Source organism: Kitasatospora sp. NBC_01250, from assembly GCF_036226465.1.
Lineage (GTDB): Bacteria > Actinomycetota > Actinomycetes > Streptomycetales > Streptomycetaceae > Kitasatospora.
Map to the genome: position 1 here is coordinate 4,107,646 of NZ_CP108476.1, position 16,760 is coordinate 4,124,405.

At 70.7% G+C, this 16,760-nt stretch carries 14 protein-coding genes; 6 read left to right on the plus strand and 8 right to left on the minus strand.

Going from position 1 to position 16,760, the window contains the following annotated elements; translation table 11 throughout:
* Positions 1–18: 18 nt before the first annotated feature.
* From OG500_RS16905 to OG500_RS16915, 3 genes are all read right to left on the minus strand, one after another.
* On the minus strand, positions 19–615 hold the full coding sequence (locus OG500_RS16905) for a DJ-1/PfpI family protein (protein ID WP_327067505.1): 597 nt from the start codon (positions 613–615) through the stop codon (positions 19–21).
* A gap of 54 nt (positions 616–669) precedes the next feature.
* A complete protein-coding gene (locus OG500_RS16910) occupies positions 670–2,334 on the minus strand; it encodes a thiamine pyrophosphate-binding protein (protein WP_329581085.1) in 1,665 nt (554 codons plus the stop codon).
* 173 nt (positions 2,335–2,507) lie between these two features.
* Positions 2,508–3,359, minus strand: coding sequence for a type 1 glutamine amidotransferase domain-containing protein (locus OG500_RS16915; protein ID WP_327067507.1), 852 nt, complete (start codon positions 3,357–3,359; stop codon positions 2,508–2,510).
* A gap of 406 nt (positions 3,360–3,765) precedes the next feature.
* On the opposite strand from OG500_RS16915, the gene OG500_RS16920 reads away from it, so the two are divergent.
* The 6 genes from OG500_RS16920 to OG500_RS16945 all read left to right on the plus strand — a co-directional run bounded on the left by OG500_RS16920 (position 3,766) and on the right by OG500_RS16945 (position 8,506).
* Positions 3,766–4,455, plus strand: a complete 690-nt coding sequence (locus OG500_RS16920; RefSeq protein ID WP_327067508.1) for an SDR family oxidoreductase — start codon at positions 3,766–3,768, stop codon at positions 4,453–4,455.
* Positions 4,452–4,877, plus strand: coding sequence for a VOC family protein (locus OG500_RS16925; RefSeq protein ID WP_327067509.1), 426 nt, complete (start codon positions 4,452–4,454; stop codon positions 4,875–4,877). Before OG500_RS16920 ends, OG500_RS16925 begins: the two co-directional genes overlap by 4 nt.
* Before the next feature lie 36 nt (positions 4,878–4,913).
* Positions 4,914–6,392 (plus strand): ankyrin repeat domain-containing protein, encoded by a 1,479-nt coding sequence (locus OG500_RS16930; RefSeq protein WP_329581089.1) that lies wholly within the window; start codon positions 4,914–4,916, stop codon positions 6,390–6,392.
* Positions 6,393–6,424: 32 nt separating this feature from the next.
* Positions 6,425–6,733 carry a muconolactone Delta-isomerase family protein gene (locus OG500_RS16935; protein WP_327067511.1) on the plus strand — a complete coding sequence of 103 codons (309 nt, stop codon included), beginning with the start codon at positions 6,425–6,427 and terminating at the stop codon, positions 6,731–6,733.
* A gap of 37 nt (positions 6,734–6,770) precedes the next feature.
* Positions 6,771–7,457 carry an EthD domain-containing protein gene (locus tag OG500_RS16940; protein ID WP_327067512.1) on the plus strand — a complete coding sequence of 229 codons (687 nt, stop codon included), beginning with the start codon at positions 6,771–6,773 and terminating at the stop codon, positions 7,455–7,457.
* A gap of 98 nt (positions 7,458–7,555) precedes the next feature.
* On the plus strand, positions 7,556–8,506 hold the full coding sequence (locus tag OG500_RS16945; RefSeq protein ID WP_329581093.1) for a TMEM175 family protein: 951 nt from the start codon (positions 7,556–7,558) through the stop codon (positions 8,504–8,506).
* A 71-nt stretch (positions 8,507–8,577) separates the two neighbouring features.
* Here the strand turns inward: OG500_RS16945 and OG500_RS16950 are convergent, their stop codons facing one another.
* The 5 genes from OG500_RS16950 to OG500_RS16970 form a co-directional block, all read right to left on the minus strand.
* Entirely contained in the window at positions 8,578–9,810 is a 1,233-nt protein-coding gene (locus OG500_RS16950; RefSeq protein ID WP_327067514.1) for an IS701 family transposase, read from the minus strand.
* 92 nt (positions 9,811–9,902) lie between these two features.
* Positions 9,903–12,071 (minus strand): AGE family epimerase/isomerase, encoded by a 2,169-nt coding sequence (locus tag OG500_RS16955; protein ID WP_329581097.1) that lies wholly within the window; start codon positions 12,069–12,071, stop codon positions 9,903–9,905.
* Complete coding sequence (gene glgX / locus OG500_RS16960) at positions 12,068–14,209, minus strand: glycogen debranching protein GlgX (RefSeq protein ID WP_329581100.1); 2,142 nt, start codon at positions 14,207–14,209, stop codon at positions 12,068–12,070. Before glgX ends, OG500_RS16955 begins: the two co-directional genes overlap by 4 nt.
* A 204-nt stretch (positions 14,210–14,413) precedes the next feature.
* Positions 14,414–15,106, minus strand: coding sequence for an NAD(P)H-binding protein (locus OG500_RS16965; RefSeq protein ID WP_329581103.1), 693 nt, complete (start codon positions 15,104–15,106; stop codon positions 14,414–14,416).
* A 143-nt stretch (positions 15,107–15,249) separates the two neighbouring features.
* Positions 15,250–16,593 carry an NDP-sugar synthase gene (locus OG500_RS16970; protein ID WP_329581106.1) on the minus strand — a complete coding sequence of 448 codons (1,344 nt, stop codon included), beginning with the start codon at positions 16,591–16,593 and terminating at the stop codon, positions 15,250–15,252.
* Positions 16,594–16,760: the final 167 nt, after the last annotated feature.

Genomic DNA, 16,760 nt, shown 5'->3' on the forward strand with positions numbered 1-16,760 from the left:
CCTCGTCTCGGCGGACCGTCAGGACAGCCCGGCATGGCGCCGGCTGCCGCGCTTGGCGAGTTCGTCGATGATGGTGCGGGCGAACTGGTGGCAGTGGTTCCCGGTCCGGGCGGTGACCAGGTCCTCGTCCACCACCACGTCCTGGTCCACGTAGACGCCGCCCATGTTGCGCAGGTCGCCCAGCAGGTTGTTGTGCACCACCGCCCGCCGGCCGCGGATCACCTGCGGGATCGGGGCGGCCAGCCACATGCCGTGGCAGATGATCCCCTTGACGATCGCCGGGTCGGCGAACGCGCGACGCAACAGCGCGACCGCGGGCGGCAGTTGGTCGACCTTCTCGGTGTAGCGCAGCCGGTCGGCGACGATGCCCGAGGGGACGATCAGCGCGGCGTACTCCTTGAGCGCGTACTCGTCCATGTCCTCGAAGGACTCGGACACCTCGAACGGCATCCGGTGCTCGTGGCCGCGGAAGACCAGCCGCTCGTTGCCCCAGAGCCGGGTCAGGAAGTGCACCTCGGCACCCTCCTCGGCGAACCGGCGCTGGTAGTAGAGGATCTCGGGTTCGTAGAAGTCGCTCTCCATCAGGACGGCGACCTTCTGGCCGTTCAACGCCACGGCGCGCTCTCCTTCGCGGGTCCAGGTGGGCCTTCACGGGCTCCGAACGGGTGACTAGCGGCCGATCACGAGGTCGATCAGGAACGGCCCGGGGTGCGCGAGCGCCTCGGTGATCGCCCCCGGCACCTGCTCCGGCTTCTCCACCCGCACCGCACGCACCCCGAGCGACCGGGCCAGGCGCACGAAGTCGATGGCCGGCTGCGAGAGGTCGAACGGATCGGGGTACGCGTGCTCGTCTGTCCCCTGGGTCCGCCAGTACTCCTCGATGTTCAGGTCCAGCAGCCGGTAGCGGCCGTTGTTGCAGATCACGAACTTGGCCGCGATGTCGTAGCGGGCTGCGGTCCACAGCCCCTGAACGGTGTACATGCTGCCGCCGTCGCCGGTGAAGCCGACCACGGTGCGCTCGGGGTGGGCCAGCTTGGCGCCGATCGCGCCGGGGATGCCGACGCCGAGCGAGCCGCCGCGGGTCTGGTGCCAGTGGCCGGGCAGGTCGGCCGGCAGGTGGCGGAAGAGGCCGGGCGAGGAGGTCAGCGCCTCGTCGAAGAGCACCGCGTCGGCGGGCAGCTGCTTGGCCAGCTCAGCACCGAAATAGGCTGCGGTCAACGGTCCTTGATCGGCGCCCGCCAGCTCGGCGAGCGCCGCCGCGCGCTCGTCGGCGCGTTGCCGCCCGGCCCGGACCAGCCGGTCCTGGGCCTCGGCCCGGCGCTCGCCGGTCAGCCGCGCCTTCAGCGCCTCGGTGAGCCGGGGCAGGGTGGTCTTCGGGTCGGCCAGCAGGCCGAGGTCGACCGGGAAGTTCTTGGCGATCGCGCCGCTGTCCAGATCGAGGTGGACCACCTTCGCCTCGGGGCCGAAGACCCCGTCGAGCAGCGGGTAGACCTCGGGCAGCGTGTAGGTCCCGACGATCAGCACCCCGTCGGCGGGGTGCACCACCTTGGCACTGACCTCGCCGAACATGTGGCCCAACTGCCCGCCGTAGAGCGGGTGTCCGGCCGGCAGGTTGACCTCGGCCCAGTCCGCGCCCCAGACCTGGGCGCCCCAGCTCTCCGCGAAGTCGGCCAACTCGGCCTGGGCGCCGGAGAAGTGGACTCCGTCACCGGCGATGATCAGCGGGCGCCGGGCGCCGGCCAGCAGCGCGGCGGCCTGCTCGACGGAGGCGGCGTCCGGGCTGCTGGTGGTGGTCAGGTACGAGGTGGGCCGGACCTCCTCGGTGGTCTCGGCGTCCATCACGTCGGCCGGCAGCACCACCAGCACCGGGCCGTACGGCGCGGTGCCGGCCACCTTGAAGGCCCGGCGCAGCACCCGCAGGGTGGACTGCGGATCCACCACCCTGGTGGCCCACTTGGTCACCGGCTTGGCCATCCCGACCAGGTCGGCGGCCATCTGGGCGTCCATGCTGTCGTAGGCCAGGCCGGACTCGCCGACCACCACCACCAGCGGGGCGTGGCCGCGCATCGCCTGGTAGAGCATGCCGATCCCGTTGCCCAGGCCCACCCCCGAGTGCAGCTGCAGCAGGGTGGGCCTGCGGGTGGCCCGCGCGTAGCCGTCCGCGATGCCGACCACCACGGCCTCCTGGAGCGCGAGCACGTACTGCAGCTCGGGGAAGCCGCGCAGCTCGTCCAGGAAGCCCTGTTCGACGGTGCCGGGGTTGCCGAACATGTACTGCACGCCGTCGGCCTTGAACTGTTCGAGCATGGCCACCCGGGCCGGCCTGCTGGTCATCGCCTCGCCTCATCTCTGCGGTCGTGCACACAACGGGTCGGGTCACGGGGGTAGGTCGCCAGGGGCCGTCACAGGGGTCCGTCACGGGGATCGGAGAGCGGGTTTGGGCGGGCGGTCGCGCGGTGCGCGCCGGATGCGACCGCCCGCCCGGGAACTGCCCCGGGGCGCCCGGCTCAGACCTGGTAGAGGTCCGGCTGGAAGCCCCACTGGCGCAGCCCCTGCTCCAGGACCTCCACCACCTTCTGGCCGGTGAGGTAGGAATCGGGGGTGGAGCGCCCGGTGATGAACGGGTAGTCGACGATCACCGAGGTCACGTGGCCGAAGTTGCCGTGGTAGGCGCCGCGCGGCGCGGTGGCGTCGCGCAGGATGTACTCCAGCGGGTACGGCGGCGGGCCGACCTGGAAGTCGGTGCCGACGAAGCCGGTGCCGTCCTTGTAGTCGTACTCGATGCAGTGGCCGGTGACGTGCTTGTTGCGCAGGATGCTGATCCGGTCGTCCTGCTCGCGGGCGAAGGCCAGGCTGGCCACGCCGTAGCACTCGGCGGCGATCGGCAGGTCGAGGTGGTAGAAGGCCAGGATCAGGTCGTGCACCCGCCAGTTGTTGGCGAGGTCGACGATCGGGCCGCTGCCGCCGACGATCAGCAGCGCGTCGTAGCGCTCGGCGATCTGGTCCTGCACGTGCTGCCGCTTGGTGTGGTAGCCCTCCCACGCCCGCAGGAAGTCCGAGCGGCTGCGGTAGGGGCGGTCGGGCAGCCAGGAGGAGAGGTCGAGCGGGTCGTCGAGGCGGTCCGAGGCCTCGACCGCCCTGACCTTCTCGGCCATCTCGGTGGAGGTGACCGAGCGGCCGAGCGGCGGGTCGATGAACTCCGGGTCGTAGCTGGGCGGCAGGGCCACCGGGCGCTTGCCGGTCGGGGTCGCGAAGGTGACCTCGTAGCCGGCCTTGTCGAACGTCTCCAGCGGACCGATCAGCTCTTCTCCCCAGTACCCGTACTCCGAGAGCACGACGAGGATGCGCTTCTTCGCCATCAGCGATGGTCTCCTTAGGTGGCGGGGGCGGTGCTCGACTGCCTGGGTCGTCCCGTCGGCGGCTGCCGCGACGGACCTGGGAGCCCGGCTTCCCGTTCATGTGTACCAGTGGGCCCAATGAGTCAGACCGGATCGCTTTACATCGACTTGACCAGTCGTCATATCACTGGTCGTACTGTGCCGAGTCACCGATCGAGCACAACCCAGCGCTTTACTGAGCCTCCGTCACCCCTCCGGCAGACCATGCGGTCAACCAGGACCTGCCCCCGCCAGTGAACGCAATAGCGCCGACTTCCTCGCCGACTTCTCGATTGACCCGATGTGACTGCAATAGTTACCTCGACTGTGGTTGCGGGTCAGCAGCCTGACCCCCACCACTCGACAGCCCGTCCGAACGGGAGGATCGATGGAGAGTCCGATAGCCGTCATCGGCGGCACCGGGCGCGTCGGCCGACTGGTCGCGCGCAGCCTGCTGGAACGCGGCGAACGGGTCCGGGTCCTGGGCCGCAGCGCGCACGCCGCCGCCCGTCCCGAGGAAGGCCTCACGCACCTGCGGGCCGACGTCCGCGAGGCGCACACGCTGACCGCCCCGCTGGCCGACTGCTCGGCGGTGGTCTACAGCGTGGAACCCGGCACCGCGGACTCGGGTCCGGGCAGTCCGCGCGCCACCATGTACCAGGGGATGCTCAACACCCTGGCGGCGCTCGGCACCAATGCGGCCCACGTGGTGCTGGTCAGCCAGATCTACGTGACCCGCAAGAACCACTCGATGAACGCCTACGGCCACCTGCTGGACTGGCGGCTGGCCGGCGAGGACGCGCTGCGGGCCGCCGACCTGCCGCACACCGTGATCCGCCCCAGCTGGCTGACCGACCACCGGGACGCGGGCACCGGGGTCCGCCTGGAACAGGGCGACGCGGGCGACGGCCGGATCAGCCGAGCGGACGTGGCCGAGGCCGTGGTGCAGGCCCTCTACGCGCCGCAGGGCGCCGGCATCACCTTCGAGATGTACAACGAGCCCGGCTCCGCGGCCCCCGACTGGCCCCGGCTGTTCGGTGCGCTGCGGCGCGACGAGCCGGCGGCGGTGGCCCGGTGAGCGCCGGGCAGCCGCTGGCGCTGCGCGGTCTCTCCGCCTGCCTCTCCGTCGCCGACCTGGCGGCGAGCGTCTCCTGGTACGGCGAGGTGCTCGGCTTCACCCCGATCCGGGGCCTGGCCCTGCCGCAGTTCGACGCCGAGGTGGTCTACCTAGGCAACGGCACCCAGGTGCTGGAGCTGATGCGGGTGGCCAACGGCATCGAGCTGCGCCGCCCGCCGCCGCCGAACCACGGCGCGCTGCACGGCGTATCCCAACTCGCCTTCTACGTCACCGATCTGGCCCGGACCGCAGCCGAGCTGCGGGCGCGCGGCGCAGCACCGGTGACCGAGGTGGCCGACGTCCCCGAGCTGGGCGTCAAGGCCCTGTTCGTCCAGGACCCGGAGGGCCACTACCTCGAGTTCATCCAGGCCGACTGGCTCTGACCAGCTCTGCATACCCCGTCGAAGAGGAGCACCGACATGACCGAGTCCCCGCAGACCGCCGCCACCAGGGCGGTGGCCGAGCGCTGGTTCACCGCGCTGACCAGCGGCGACTTCGCGACCGCGCTGGACTGTCTGGCCGACGACGTGGAGTGGATCAACTACGCGCCGGTGCCCGGCTACAACGACGACATGGCCTGGATCGGCACCGAGCACGACAAGCAGGGCGTGCTGAACAGCCTCGGCCTGTTCACCGGCATCTGCGAGGTCGGCAAGGAGGAGCTGGTCCGGATCGCGGTGGACGGCGAGAACGCCGCCGGCGTGATCCACGAGGAGTCGGTGGTCAAGGCGACCGGCCTGCCCTTCGAGATCGAGTTCATCCAGTGGCTGACCGTGCGCGAGGGCAGGATCGTGCGCTGGAAGTCCTACACCGACCCCTCCGAGATCATCCGCGCGCTGCGCGGCGACGACGACCCGCGCAGCCGGCACACCAGCCGCCCACTGCTGGAGGCCGTCACGGCCGGGGACCTCGCGCAGGTCACCCTGCTGCTCACCCGGGGCGCCGACCCCAACACCCGCGACCTGGACAGCGGGCTGACCGCGCTGATGATCGCCGCGGGCCGGGCCGACGCGCCCACCGTGCGCGCGCTGCTGGCGGCCGGCGCCGACCCGCTGACCGCCGACACCCGGGCCGGGGCCACCCCGCTGCACAAGGCCTGCCAGGGCGGCAGCCTGGAGGTGGTCAAGGCACTGGTGGAGGCGGGCGCCTTCGTCGACGCGGTGGCGCCCACCACCGGGCACACCGCGCTGATGGACGCGCTCTGGTACAAGTACCCGGACCTGGTCGAGTACCTGCTGGCGCAGGGCGCGGGCCTGGAGCTGTACACCCACTACGGTTTCTCGCTCAAGCAGCACTTCGACTACGAGCTCAACGTCAACACCCGCGGCAAGGACCTGCTGCTCACCGCCGAACGCCACCTCGACGACCGCCGGGCCGGCGACAGCGCGGCCGTCGAGGCGCAGCGCCTGATGGCGGCGGTGGCGGCCGGCGACACCGAGCAGGTGCCCGCGCTGCTGGCGGCCGGCGCGGCGGTGGACGAGGTCTTCCCGCGGCTGAACGGCTTCAACGACGGCCACACCCCGCTGCACGTGGCCTCCCGCGACGGGCACACCGAGATCGTCGCGCTGCTGCTGGCGGCCGGCGCGGACGTCAACGCGGTGGAGCCCTGCTTCGGTGCCGTCCCGCTGCACAAGGCGGTCTACAACGGCCACGCCGCGATCACCGCCCAGCTGGTCGCCCGGCCGGGCGTGGACCTGGACTTCCAGGGCGCCACCAACGGCTACAGCCCGCTGCACGACGCCATCTGGCACGGCTACGAGGAGTGCGTGCGGATCCTGCTGGACGCCGGCGCCCGCACCGACCTGCACGGCCACGACGGCAAGACCCCGCTCGACCTCGCCACCGAGGTGTTCGGCGCGGGCCACGAGCTGGCCCGCCGACTTGGCTCGACCACGTGAGAGTTCACGCAACGTCAGACGAGGAGAGCGCGATGCTGTTCTACGTTCAGATGAAGTGGAGACACGAAGGCAGACTCACCCTGGACGAGCTGTGGGAGCTCGAACAGGAGGAGGCCGAGCGGGCCGTGGAGACCATCAACTCGGGTTTCTGCGTCGGGATCTGGAAGGTCGCGGCACAGAAGCGGGTGATCGCCATCATCGAGTCGCCGGATGCCGAGGAACTCGACCGCACCGCACTCGGCCGGCTTCCGATGCGCGAGTACCTGGAGTTCGAGGAGGTCTGGCCGCTGCGCGACTACCTGGGCTTCGCCGAGGACGTCAAGAAGCGCTACCAGGTCTGATCCTCAGTCATCTGTACGTCCAACACGAGGAGTTCCGATGATCCACCAGCTCATCTTCGCCCATCCCAAGCCCGGCATGAGCGAGCAGGAGTTCCAGCGCTACTGGCTGGAGGTGCACGCGCCGAACTACGCCGCGAAGATCCCGCAGATCCGCAAGTACGCCGTGGACACCCGGATCCCGCTCGGCCCCGAGCCGGCGGACCCGCTGTGGAGCGGGGTCGCCGAGATCTGGCTCGAGAACGACGAGGAGCAGGTCGCCTCGCTGCAGACGCCCGAGTTCCTGCAGGGCGCCCGGCTGGACGAGCCCAACTGGGCCGCCTTCTGGCGCACCGTGGTGCTGGACACCGACGCGCACCTGCTGCTGCCCGGCCCGGGCGCGGCCACCCCGCACCCGGTCAAGCTGATCCTGCTGGTCAAGCGGACCAACGGCACCACCGTCGAGCAGTTCCGCACCCGCTCGCTGGAGCAGCACGCCAAGGTCGCCCTCCAGTTGCCGGGCCTGGTGCGGTACAGCCAGAACTTCACCCGGGACGGCTGGTACGGCCTGGGCGAGGCGCTGCTGGACGGCGCCTACCTGTTCAACTTCGAGACCGAGGAGGCGCTGCGCACCGCCTACGAGTCCGCCGAGTTCGCCGCCCTGCTGGCGGACCTCGGCGAGTTCGTCGAGCCGCGCTACATCCACCAGGTCGCCGCCGTCGAGCACTGGTTCATCGGCTCGGAGTGATCACGACCTGATACACAAGATCCCTGGCAGCGGTCGGCCCGGGGCAGCGAGCCGGCTGCCCCGGGCCGCAGCCGTTCACCCCCTGGGAGGTCAGCGCGATGAATCCGATCCACCATCAGCACCACGAACAGCACCACCCCCCGGCCGCCGAGCCGGTGGAGATCAGCACCGGCCGGCTGGAGGCGTTCAGCGACGGGGTCTTCGCGATCGCGATCACGCTGCTCGTGCTGGACTTCCAGTTACCGTCCGGCGAAGGGCCGTTGATCAACCGGCTGGCCCACGAGTGGCCGTCGCTGGGCGCCTACGTGGTCAGTTTCCTGATCATCGGCGTGGTCTGGATGAACCACCATACGATGCTCCACTACATCCGCCGGGTCGACCGGATCCTGCTGCTCTTCAACCTGATCCTGCTGATGAACGTCTCGTTCATCCCCTTCCCCACCCATGTGCTGGCCGACGCGATGAGCTCCGGGCACGGCGAGCGCACGGCCGCGGTCTTCTACGGGCTCACCCTGACGCTGGGCGGGATACCGTTCAACGCGGTCTGGCTCTACGCCGCCGCGGGCCACCGCCACCTGGGCAAGAACATCACCCCGGCCCAGGCCTCGGTGCTGCGGCGGCACTTCATCATGGGGCCGTTCATGTACCTGGGGGCCACCCTGGTGGGCCTGATCAGCGCGATCGCCAGCCTGACCATCTTCGGGGTGCTGCTGCTCTTCTACATGATCGAGGTGCTGGGGAGCTCCTCGGGCGCGGCCCACCCGCGCGAGGAGCAGCCGCGCTCACCGGTGCAGCTGCTGACGGCGGTGGCCCGCACGCCCGCGCCGCCGGCCGCGGGGCCCGAGCCCGCGCCCGAGCCCGCGCCCGAGCCCGTCCGGCCCGCGCACGCGCCTGCACCGCCGGCCGAGGCGGCCGAGGCGGCCGAGGCGGCCGGGCCGAGCGAGCCCGCCGAGACCGTCGCGCACGCCGCGCCCGCACCGCCCGAGGTCTGCGCCCACTGCGGCCACCCCCAGGAGGACGCCGCACCGGAGCCCGCCCCGACGCACTGATGCGCACACGGCACAGGGGCCGGTGCCCGCCTCCGCTGGCGGGCACCGGCCCCTGCGACGCGAGGGCCGCGTCAGTTCACCCGCACCCGCACCCCGGGCCGGCCGACCTGCTCCTCCTCCTGCTCCCGCTCCCCGTCCTGGCACAGCTCGCGCAGCGCGTGGTAGCCCAGCGCCGCCGAGGCGAGGGTCACGTGGTGGTGCCAGCCGCGGAACGAGCGGCCCTCGAAGTCACCGAGCCCGAAGGCCTGGAGCTTCTCGCAGCCGTGGCTCGCCTTGTGCCGCAGCTCGGCCAGCGCGACCGTCTCGGCCAACCGGCTCGCGGGCAGGTTGGTGACCCAGTAGGTGCGCGGCTGCGGCCGGCCGAAGGGCCACTCCACCACCAGGTGCCGGGCACCGCGCGGGCCGGCCCCGTGCAGCTTGGGGTGGTGTCCGGCCGGCAGCCGGCCCACCATGAACTGCGAGTGCCTGGAGCGGTTCTCCGGCCGGTCCTGCCAGGCGAGCACCGCGCGCTCGCCGTGCTCGCCCAGGTCCCTGGCCAGGTCGGCGGCGGGCCGCCGGTAGGAGCCGGCCGGGCCGCCGAGCCGGCGCACCGGCAGCTGGGCGCTGGCGGCGATCTCCACCAGGTAGCCCAGGCCGCGCTCCTCCAGGCCCAGCAGCAGCGGCTCGACCTCGTGTTCGAAGCTCCAGTCGGCCAGGATCGGGGCGATCGGCACGTTCCACTCGTGCAGGATCTCGTCGACCGACTCCAGCACGTAGCTCCAGCGCGGCCGGTGGCGCTCCTCCTCGGGGATGTGCGCCTGACCGCGCAGCTCGTGGTCGCGGTCCCAGTGCCTGGGCAGCATCAGGTGCCAGTTGACCGGCAGGCTGCCGGCCTTGTGCACCAGTGAGGCCGCCAGGGCCAGCTGGCAGTTCATCATCCGCCCCTCGGAGGCGACGAACTGCCGCCCCACCCCGGCGGACCGGTCTCCGTTCTTGGGGAACACCACCTCGTCGAACGCCCAGGCCTCCGGCGGCGTCACCGCGCAGACCCGCTCCGCGAGGTGGCGTCGCACGCTCTCGAAGGACCAGGTGCTCTGGTTGACGAACTGCTGGATGGGCTGGACCGCCCGGCGTCCGAGCACGTGCTCGGAGATGTTGGCGGGAGTCTTGCGGCCGTCCGCGTGGAGCAGGCCGCGCAGATACACCTCTCCCCAGCGCCGCTGGTCAGAGCGGGCGAACGGGGCGAACAGGCCTTGGCAGAACTCGGAGATTTCGTCCTGCCGCTCCCCCGCGAACGATTCGCGGCGGTGCGAAATCGTGGACACAGCACACTCCTTCAGGTGCTTGTGGCGGCCGGGGCCGCCCATGGCCCTGTCCCTCTCCGCTACGGGGGGCGTTGGAGAAGGACAGGGGTCGGTCACTTGTCCGTGTCGTCGGCGCAACTGCCGCGCTTGTCCAGCAGGAAGGCGTCCGTGGCGACCAGCGCCTGGGACACCTCCGGCAGCGCGCAGCCCACGATCACGAAGTCGACGTCCATGCCGATCTTCGTGCGCTGGAAGAGGAGTTCGTTGATCGCCGGACGGGCCATCTCGGTGACCTCGCTGAGGTGGAACTCGACCCGGCGCGGGTTGACCGACAGCGCCTCGGTCAGCCCGCGGCGGAACTTGTCCAGCTCGTCGCGGTCGATGATGCCGGCCAGCTGGATGTGGGCGGTCTTGCCGTCGAAGTCGCTGGAGATGCGCAGCCGCATCTCCACCGGCTCCAGCTCGACGCGCACCCGCAGCGGGGTGTCACTGGCCGGCAGGTTGACGGTCAGTGCCTTGGCGTCGAAGTCGCGGTGCGGCTGGTCGTCGATCCAGACCTTGTCGATCTGGATCGAGCCGGCCGGCAGCAGGTCCGGCGCCACCCGCAGCACCCGGTCGGGGAACGAGTCGGGCAGCGGACGGAAGTGCAGGGTCAGCGGCGAGGAGGTGAGCAGCAGGCCGGTGTAGGCGGCGGCCAGGTAGCACAGCTCCAGCGCGTGGTAGCCGGCCATCGAGTGGCTGCCCTTGAGCCGCTCGGTGCCCAGCAGGTAGGGGATCCCGTTGGCGAGCACGTTGAAGTACACGCCGCCGTCGTCGTAGTCGAGGAAGAAGGCGTTGTAGAACGCCGCCGCCTCGCGGGCCAGCCGCTTGTGCTCGGGGTCGCCGGAGACGCCGGCCAGGATCAGGTAGGCCAGGATCGACTGCTCCTGCTGCCACCAGGCCTTGCGGTCGTGCCAGACCAGCCGGTGCCCGCCGGTGGCCGGGTCCTGCTGGCGCTCCACCACGTCGTACCAGCCGCCGCGCTGCTGGTCGCTGCCGACCGCCGGCATGATCTCGGCGATCCGCTCGGCGAGTTGGGCGTACTCGGGCTTGTCGGCCAGGGCCCGGATCCGGGTCAGGTTCCAGGCGATCTTCAGGTTGTGGCCGACCACCGCGCGGTCCTGCTGCCAGCCCCAGGTGCGGTCCGGGCTCCAGTCCGCGTGGAAGCGCTCCTGCACGAACGGGCTGTTGGGCTCGTCCGGGAAGTGCTCCGTGATGGTGTCGGCGGTCTCCTCCAGCAGCTTGGCGAAGTCGGTGCGCCCGGTGGCCAGGTAGGCGTTGATCAGGTACGCCGGGGCGTGGTCGCCCACCGAGTTCCAGTTCTTGCGCGAGCGGTTGCGGCCCAGCGCGTCGGCCCTGGGGTCCATGGTGATCGGGTCCAGGTGGGAGAAGAAGCCGCCCCGCTCCTCGTCGCGGAAGTACTTGTCGAAGAGCCGGACCGTGTGGTCGATGTCGGACAGGATCCGCGGGTCGCCGGTGATCCGGTAGGTCTGGGTCGGCCCGGCCAGCGCGTAGATCTGCTCGTACATCGGGATCGCGTCGTAGTCGTCGCCGAACTCGGAGGCGAACACCTTGCGCTGGCCGCCGTGCGTGATGTCGATGCCGTGGTACCAGTAGACGACGTTCTCCCGCTTGTCCACCACCCGCATGTGCTCGCGCAGGTACTCGGTGCCCGACTCGGCGGCGGCGAGGAACCGCTCCTCGCCGGTCAGCATGAAGGCGGTGGCCAGGCCGTAGACCAGCCGGGAGATGGTGTCCGTCTCCTGGCGCACGTCGCTGTCCGCGCTCTCCACCACGTGGGTGCCCGAAAGGGTCAGCTTGGTGCGGAAGTTGCGCCAGTCGTACACCCCGTCGGGGAAGTGCCCGCGCAGGTAGAAGTCGGCGATCTCGGCCGCCTGGTTCACCCACCAGGACGGGTGCTCGAAGACGTACGAGCCGCGGCGCTCCTCGGGGAAGGTGATCTGCCGGGCCTCGATCCGCTGCCCGCCCTCCCACTGGTAGAAGATGCCGTAGACGAAGACGTAGCGGCCCTCGGCGAGCATGTCCCGGGTGGCGCCGGTGGTGTCCTTGGGCGGCTCGCCGAGGTTGCGCACGATCTGCGAGTTCAGCGCCTCGTCCAGGTGGATGGTCACCTCGCGACCGTCCGAGGTGCGCAGGCCGAACCGCTCCCGGGTCGGCTCGTAGCTGGTGACGTATCCGGCGATGCTGTCGGAGTACGTGCGCCTGGTGTCAGGAGCGCTCATCGGGTGGAACCTCCGTCGTCGGGCAGCGAGGTCAGGACGACCACGCTGCGGCCATGGGCGTGGAAGGTGTGGCCGTCAAGCGGCAGCGGGGCGTCCGGCGAGCGGACGTCCTCGCCCGGCCCGCGCGAGCTGTCGACGGCCAGCGCCCAGCGGTGGCCGGGAACATGGGGCAGTTCGCAGTCCAGGCCCAGGTGGAACATGTTCAGCACGATGTGCAGGTCCGGGTCGCCGTCGAACCCGGCCAGCGTGAGCGCCAGCGCCCGGGCCTGCCCGTCCTCCCAGCCCGGCTGCTCCAACTGGCAGCCGTGCCAGGTGACCTCGGGCAGGCCGCGCTCGTTGCGCCGGTCCTCGAAGAACCGCGGCTGGCGCAGCGCCGCGAAGCGCTTGCGCAGCGCGATCATGCCGCGGAAGAAGTCCCGGACCTCGTTCTCCTTCTGCGCCTGCTCCCAGTCCAGCCAGGAGATCTGGTTGTCCTGGCAGTAGGCGTTGTTGTTGCCGCCCTGGCTGTTGCGGAACTCGTCGCCGGCCAGGATCATCGGCACGCCGCGGGAGAGCAGCAGGATCGCGGCGAAGTTCTTGATCTGGCGCACCCGCAGGCGCTCGACCTCCTCGGCGTCGGTGGGGCCCTCGACGCCGCAGTTCCAGCTGTAGTTCTCGTAGGACCCGTCCGCGCCCGCCTCGCCGTTGGCCAGGTTGTGCTTGCCGTTGTAGCTGACCAGGTCGTTGAGCGTGAACCCGTCGTGGCAGGTGATGAAGTTGATGCTGTTGGTGGGCAGTTCGCCCTGGCGGCCGAACAGGTCGCGGGAGCCGCCGAGCCGGGTCGCCAGGGTGCCGACCAGGCCGGCGTCACCGCGCACGAAGCGGCGCACGTCGTCGCGGAACGGCCCGTTCCACTGCGCCCAGCGCTTCCCCGGGAACCGGCCGACCTGGTAGAGGCCGCCGCCGTCCCACGGCTCGGCGATGATCTTCGTCTCGGAGAGGATCCCGGACAGTTCGATCCCCCACAGGACGGGCGGCGTCTCCATCTCGAACCCCTCGGCCCCGCGGGAGAGTTCGGAGGCGAGGTCGAACCGGAAGCCGTCCACGTGGTGCTCGGTGACCCAGTACTCCAGGCACTCGATGATGAACTTGGCGACCGCCGGGTGGTTGGCGTTGATCGCGTTGCCGCAGCCGGTGAAGTCCATGTAGTGCCGGCGGTCCTGCGACCACAGGTGGTAGTAGACCTCGTTGGCCTGACCGCGGAAGCTGATCGTCGGGCCGTGCTCGTTGCCCTCCGAGGTGTGGTTGAAGACCACGTCCAGGATGACCTCGATGCCCGCCTTGTGCAGCGCCTTGACCATGTCGCGGAACTCTTCGATGTGCTTGCAGCCGCACGGGTCCGAGCAGTAGTCGCTGTGCGGCGCGAAGAAGCCGAACGGGTCGTAGCCCCAGTAGTTGGTCAGCGGGGCGCCGTCCGGGCCGCTGCGCAGCACCTGCATCTCGTCGAAGTCGAAGACCGGCAGCAGCTCGACCGCGGTGACCCCGAGCTCCTTGAGGTAGGGGATCTTCTCCACCACGCCGCTGAAGGTGCCCGGATGGGAGACGCCGGCGGTCGGCGAGGAGGTCAGGCCGCCCACGTGCATCTCGTAGATCACCGAGTCGGCCAGCGGCGTGCGCAGCGGCTCGTCGCCCTCCCAGTCGTAGCCGTCCAGGTCGACCACCATGCTGCGCATCGAGGCGGCGCAGTTGTCCTCGGGGCCCACCGCCAGCTTTCGATCCCACAGGGTATTGATATTCGCCCGGGAGTACGGATCGAGCAGCACCTTGCGCGGGTTGAACCGGGTTCCGGACTCCTTCGTGTGGTGCGGGCCGTCCATCCGGTACGCGTACACCTGACCGGGACCGAGATTACTGACATGGCAGTGCCAGAAGTGGTAACTGTGGTGCCGCTCATGATCCAGCGTGATGACCCGGGCGGGCACCGGGGCGTCGTAGCTGTCGAACAGCAGCAGGTCGACCTGGGTCGCCCGTTCCGAGAAGATCGCGAAGTTCACCCCGTTCGCGTCCACGGTGGCGCCCAGCGGCTGCGGTCGACCCGCAGTCACCTCGGCCCGCATGAGCGTTTCGACCGGGACTTCGGTCGTCACTGTCTGACTCATGGTCATTTTTTCTGTCAACTCCCTACCCATGGTGCACCCGGAACTGTGGATTCCGACCGCCCGTCCCCCAAACGGAGGACACATTCCGGTCGTGTTCTCCGCCGTCGCAGTCGCGCGCACGGGTGCGGGCGGAGTGCGGCGGGTCCCGGTGCCCGGCCCGCCGTCGCCGGAGCGCCGGGATCGGGGCCGCCGCGTCTCGTCTCGTCAGGCCACCGGCGTCCGGTCCCAGGCGAGCGACCCGAAGGCCTGCTGCCAGGACGGGATCGGGACCCCTGGCTCGTTGAAGATCTCGAAGGTCACGCCGCGCGCGGCCGGGGTGTACAGCGCCTGCACGCAGGCCTCGGCCAGGTCCTCCCGGTCCACCTGGCCCACCCCCCGGTCGCCCTGCTCCAGCCGCACCCGCCGGCCCGCGCCGTGATCGTCGATCAGCCAGCCCGGGCGCACCACGGTGTACGGCAGGCCCGACTCGCGCAGCGCCTCCTCGCCGGCGTGCCGCCACACCAGCAGCCGGCCGTAGGCGTTCAGCGGGTGGCCCTGGTGGGTCGCGTGCAACTGGCTGATCAGCACCACGTGCGGCTGGTTGCCGCCGGCCGCGGCCGCCGCCAGCGCATTGCGCACGCCCTGGAAGAGCGTGGTCTCCGGTCGGTCCGGGCCACGGTCGTCGGTGCCCGGCTCGACGCTGTAGATCAGCGCCGAGCAGCCCGCCAGCGGGCGGGCCAGCGTCTCGGGCACCCGCACGTCGCCCCGGACGAACGCGGCGTCGGCGGCGGGCGCGAGTCTGGCGGGCGGGGCGCTGCGGCCCACCACCCGTACGCCCTCGCGCCGCTCCAGGAGCCGCCGCACGATGAGCCGTCCCACGCGCCCCGCGCCGCCGACCACCACCACCGGACTGTCCATGCCCTTCTCCTTCGCTTCGCCGTGCCGGTCCCTGCCGAGCCGATTCCTGCCGTGCCGGTCCCTGTCGTGCGGTCCCGGCGAGCCGATCCGATCCCACTGAGTGATCCGTCATGCGAGTTCCGCCGTGCTGCTCCTGCGCCGGGTCAGACCCAGCGCAGGATGTCGTCCGAGCTGGTCAGGCTGGTGCCGGCGGGCAGATTCGCCAGCGCCGGCACTCTCAGGCGCGGGTAGACGCTCACCCCGCGCAGCCGGCAGCCGGGCCACAGCTGGGCGCCGTCCCCGATGGCCGAGAAACTCTCCAGTCGGACCGGGTTCTCCCGGTCCGACTGGATCTCCACCATCGGTCCCACGTAGGTGTCGCTGACCTCGGCGTACGGTCCGATCACCGAGGCGTCGCCGCAGGAGCTGCGGGCCAGCCGCGCCCCCTCGCGCAGCTCGACGCCGTCGCCGACGTCGGCGTACTCCAGGTGGACGTCCGCGCCCACCGCCACGTGCCGCCCGATCCGCACCCCCGGCCCGATCACCACGCTGCCGTCCTCGATCTTGTCGGCCAGCGTGGTCCCGGTGATGTCGTCCCGGGTGGCCAGCGAGCTCTCGTGGATCCAGTACCGCGGACTGGCACTGCGCGGCGCCGCCATCAGCTCGTTCATCAGCGGGTAGTCGCCGGCCAGCACGTCCTTGAGGGTGACCAGGTAGTCCTCGACGTTGCCGAGGTCACCGAGCCGGGCGATCGGGTGCGCGGCCACCGGCAGGCCCCGCTCGACCAGGTACGGCAGCAGGTCGCCGCCCCAGTCCAGCCGCTGCTGCGCCTGGCGCATCAGCTCGGGCTCCCGGGCGGCCTGCCGCAGCCGGGCGCAGTCGATCAGGTACATCCCGGCGTTGGTCGGCAGCAGCGCGCCCGGGTCCTCGCGCACCTCGGGGAAGAGCTCCCTGATCCGGGCCGGGTCGGGCTTCTCCACGAAGCCGGCCACCAGTCCGGCCCGGTCGGTCTGCATCGCGCCGTACTTGCCGGCCACCTCGCCCGGCGCACGGGCCACCGCGGCCACCGTGACCACGGCCTTGCCGGCCTGGTGGCCGGCCTCCAGTTCGGCGAGCGAGAAGTCGAAGATCGAGTCGACCGGCAGCACCAGGGCCTGCTCGGTCAGGTCCCACTCCTCCAGGTTGTGCAGGGTGGCGGCACCGGAACCGACGTTGTACCGGTCGAAACTCGGCCGTGAGTACCGCACCTCGACGCCGTAGCGCTCGCCGTGGCCCAGCAGCAGCATGATCTGACTGCGGTTCTCCAGCCCCTGGGCGACCACGTAGAAGCGGCGGATGCCCTGCTCCCGGCAGGCCTCGACGACCCACTCGATGAGCCTGCGGCCGACGAAGGGGATCAGCGCCTTGCTGCGGATGTAGTCCGCGGACTCCAGGGTGATCGGCTTGGCCCGTTCGCCTCGCCCCCCGGCCAGGATGATCCCCACGGTCCCCATGTCTCCGCCACCCATCTCGCATCCCCACGTTGGCGACCTTGTCCAGTAATACTCAACAACATGAGTCACAGCGTGTCAACGGAGGAGTCAAATCCGTGGTCTAATCCTCCCTTTATCGTCAGGTCGCCAGGCGCCCTCCAGTGCACCTTGACGTGGGCATGGCACGAGAAATCGGCCGATCA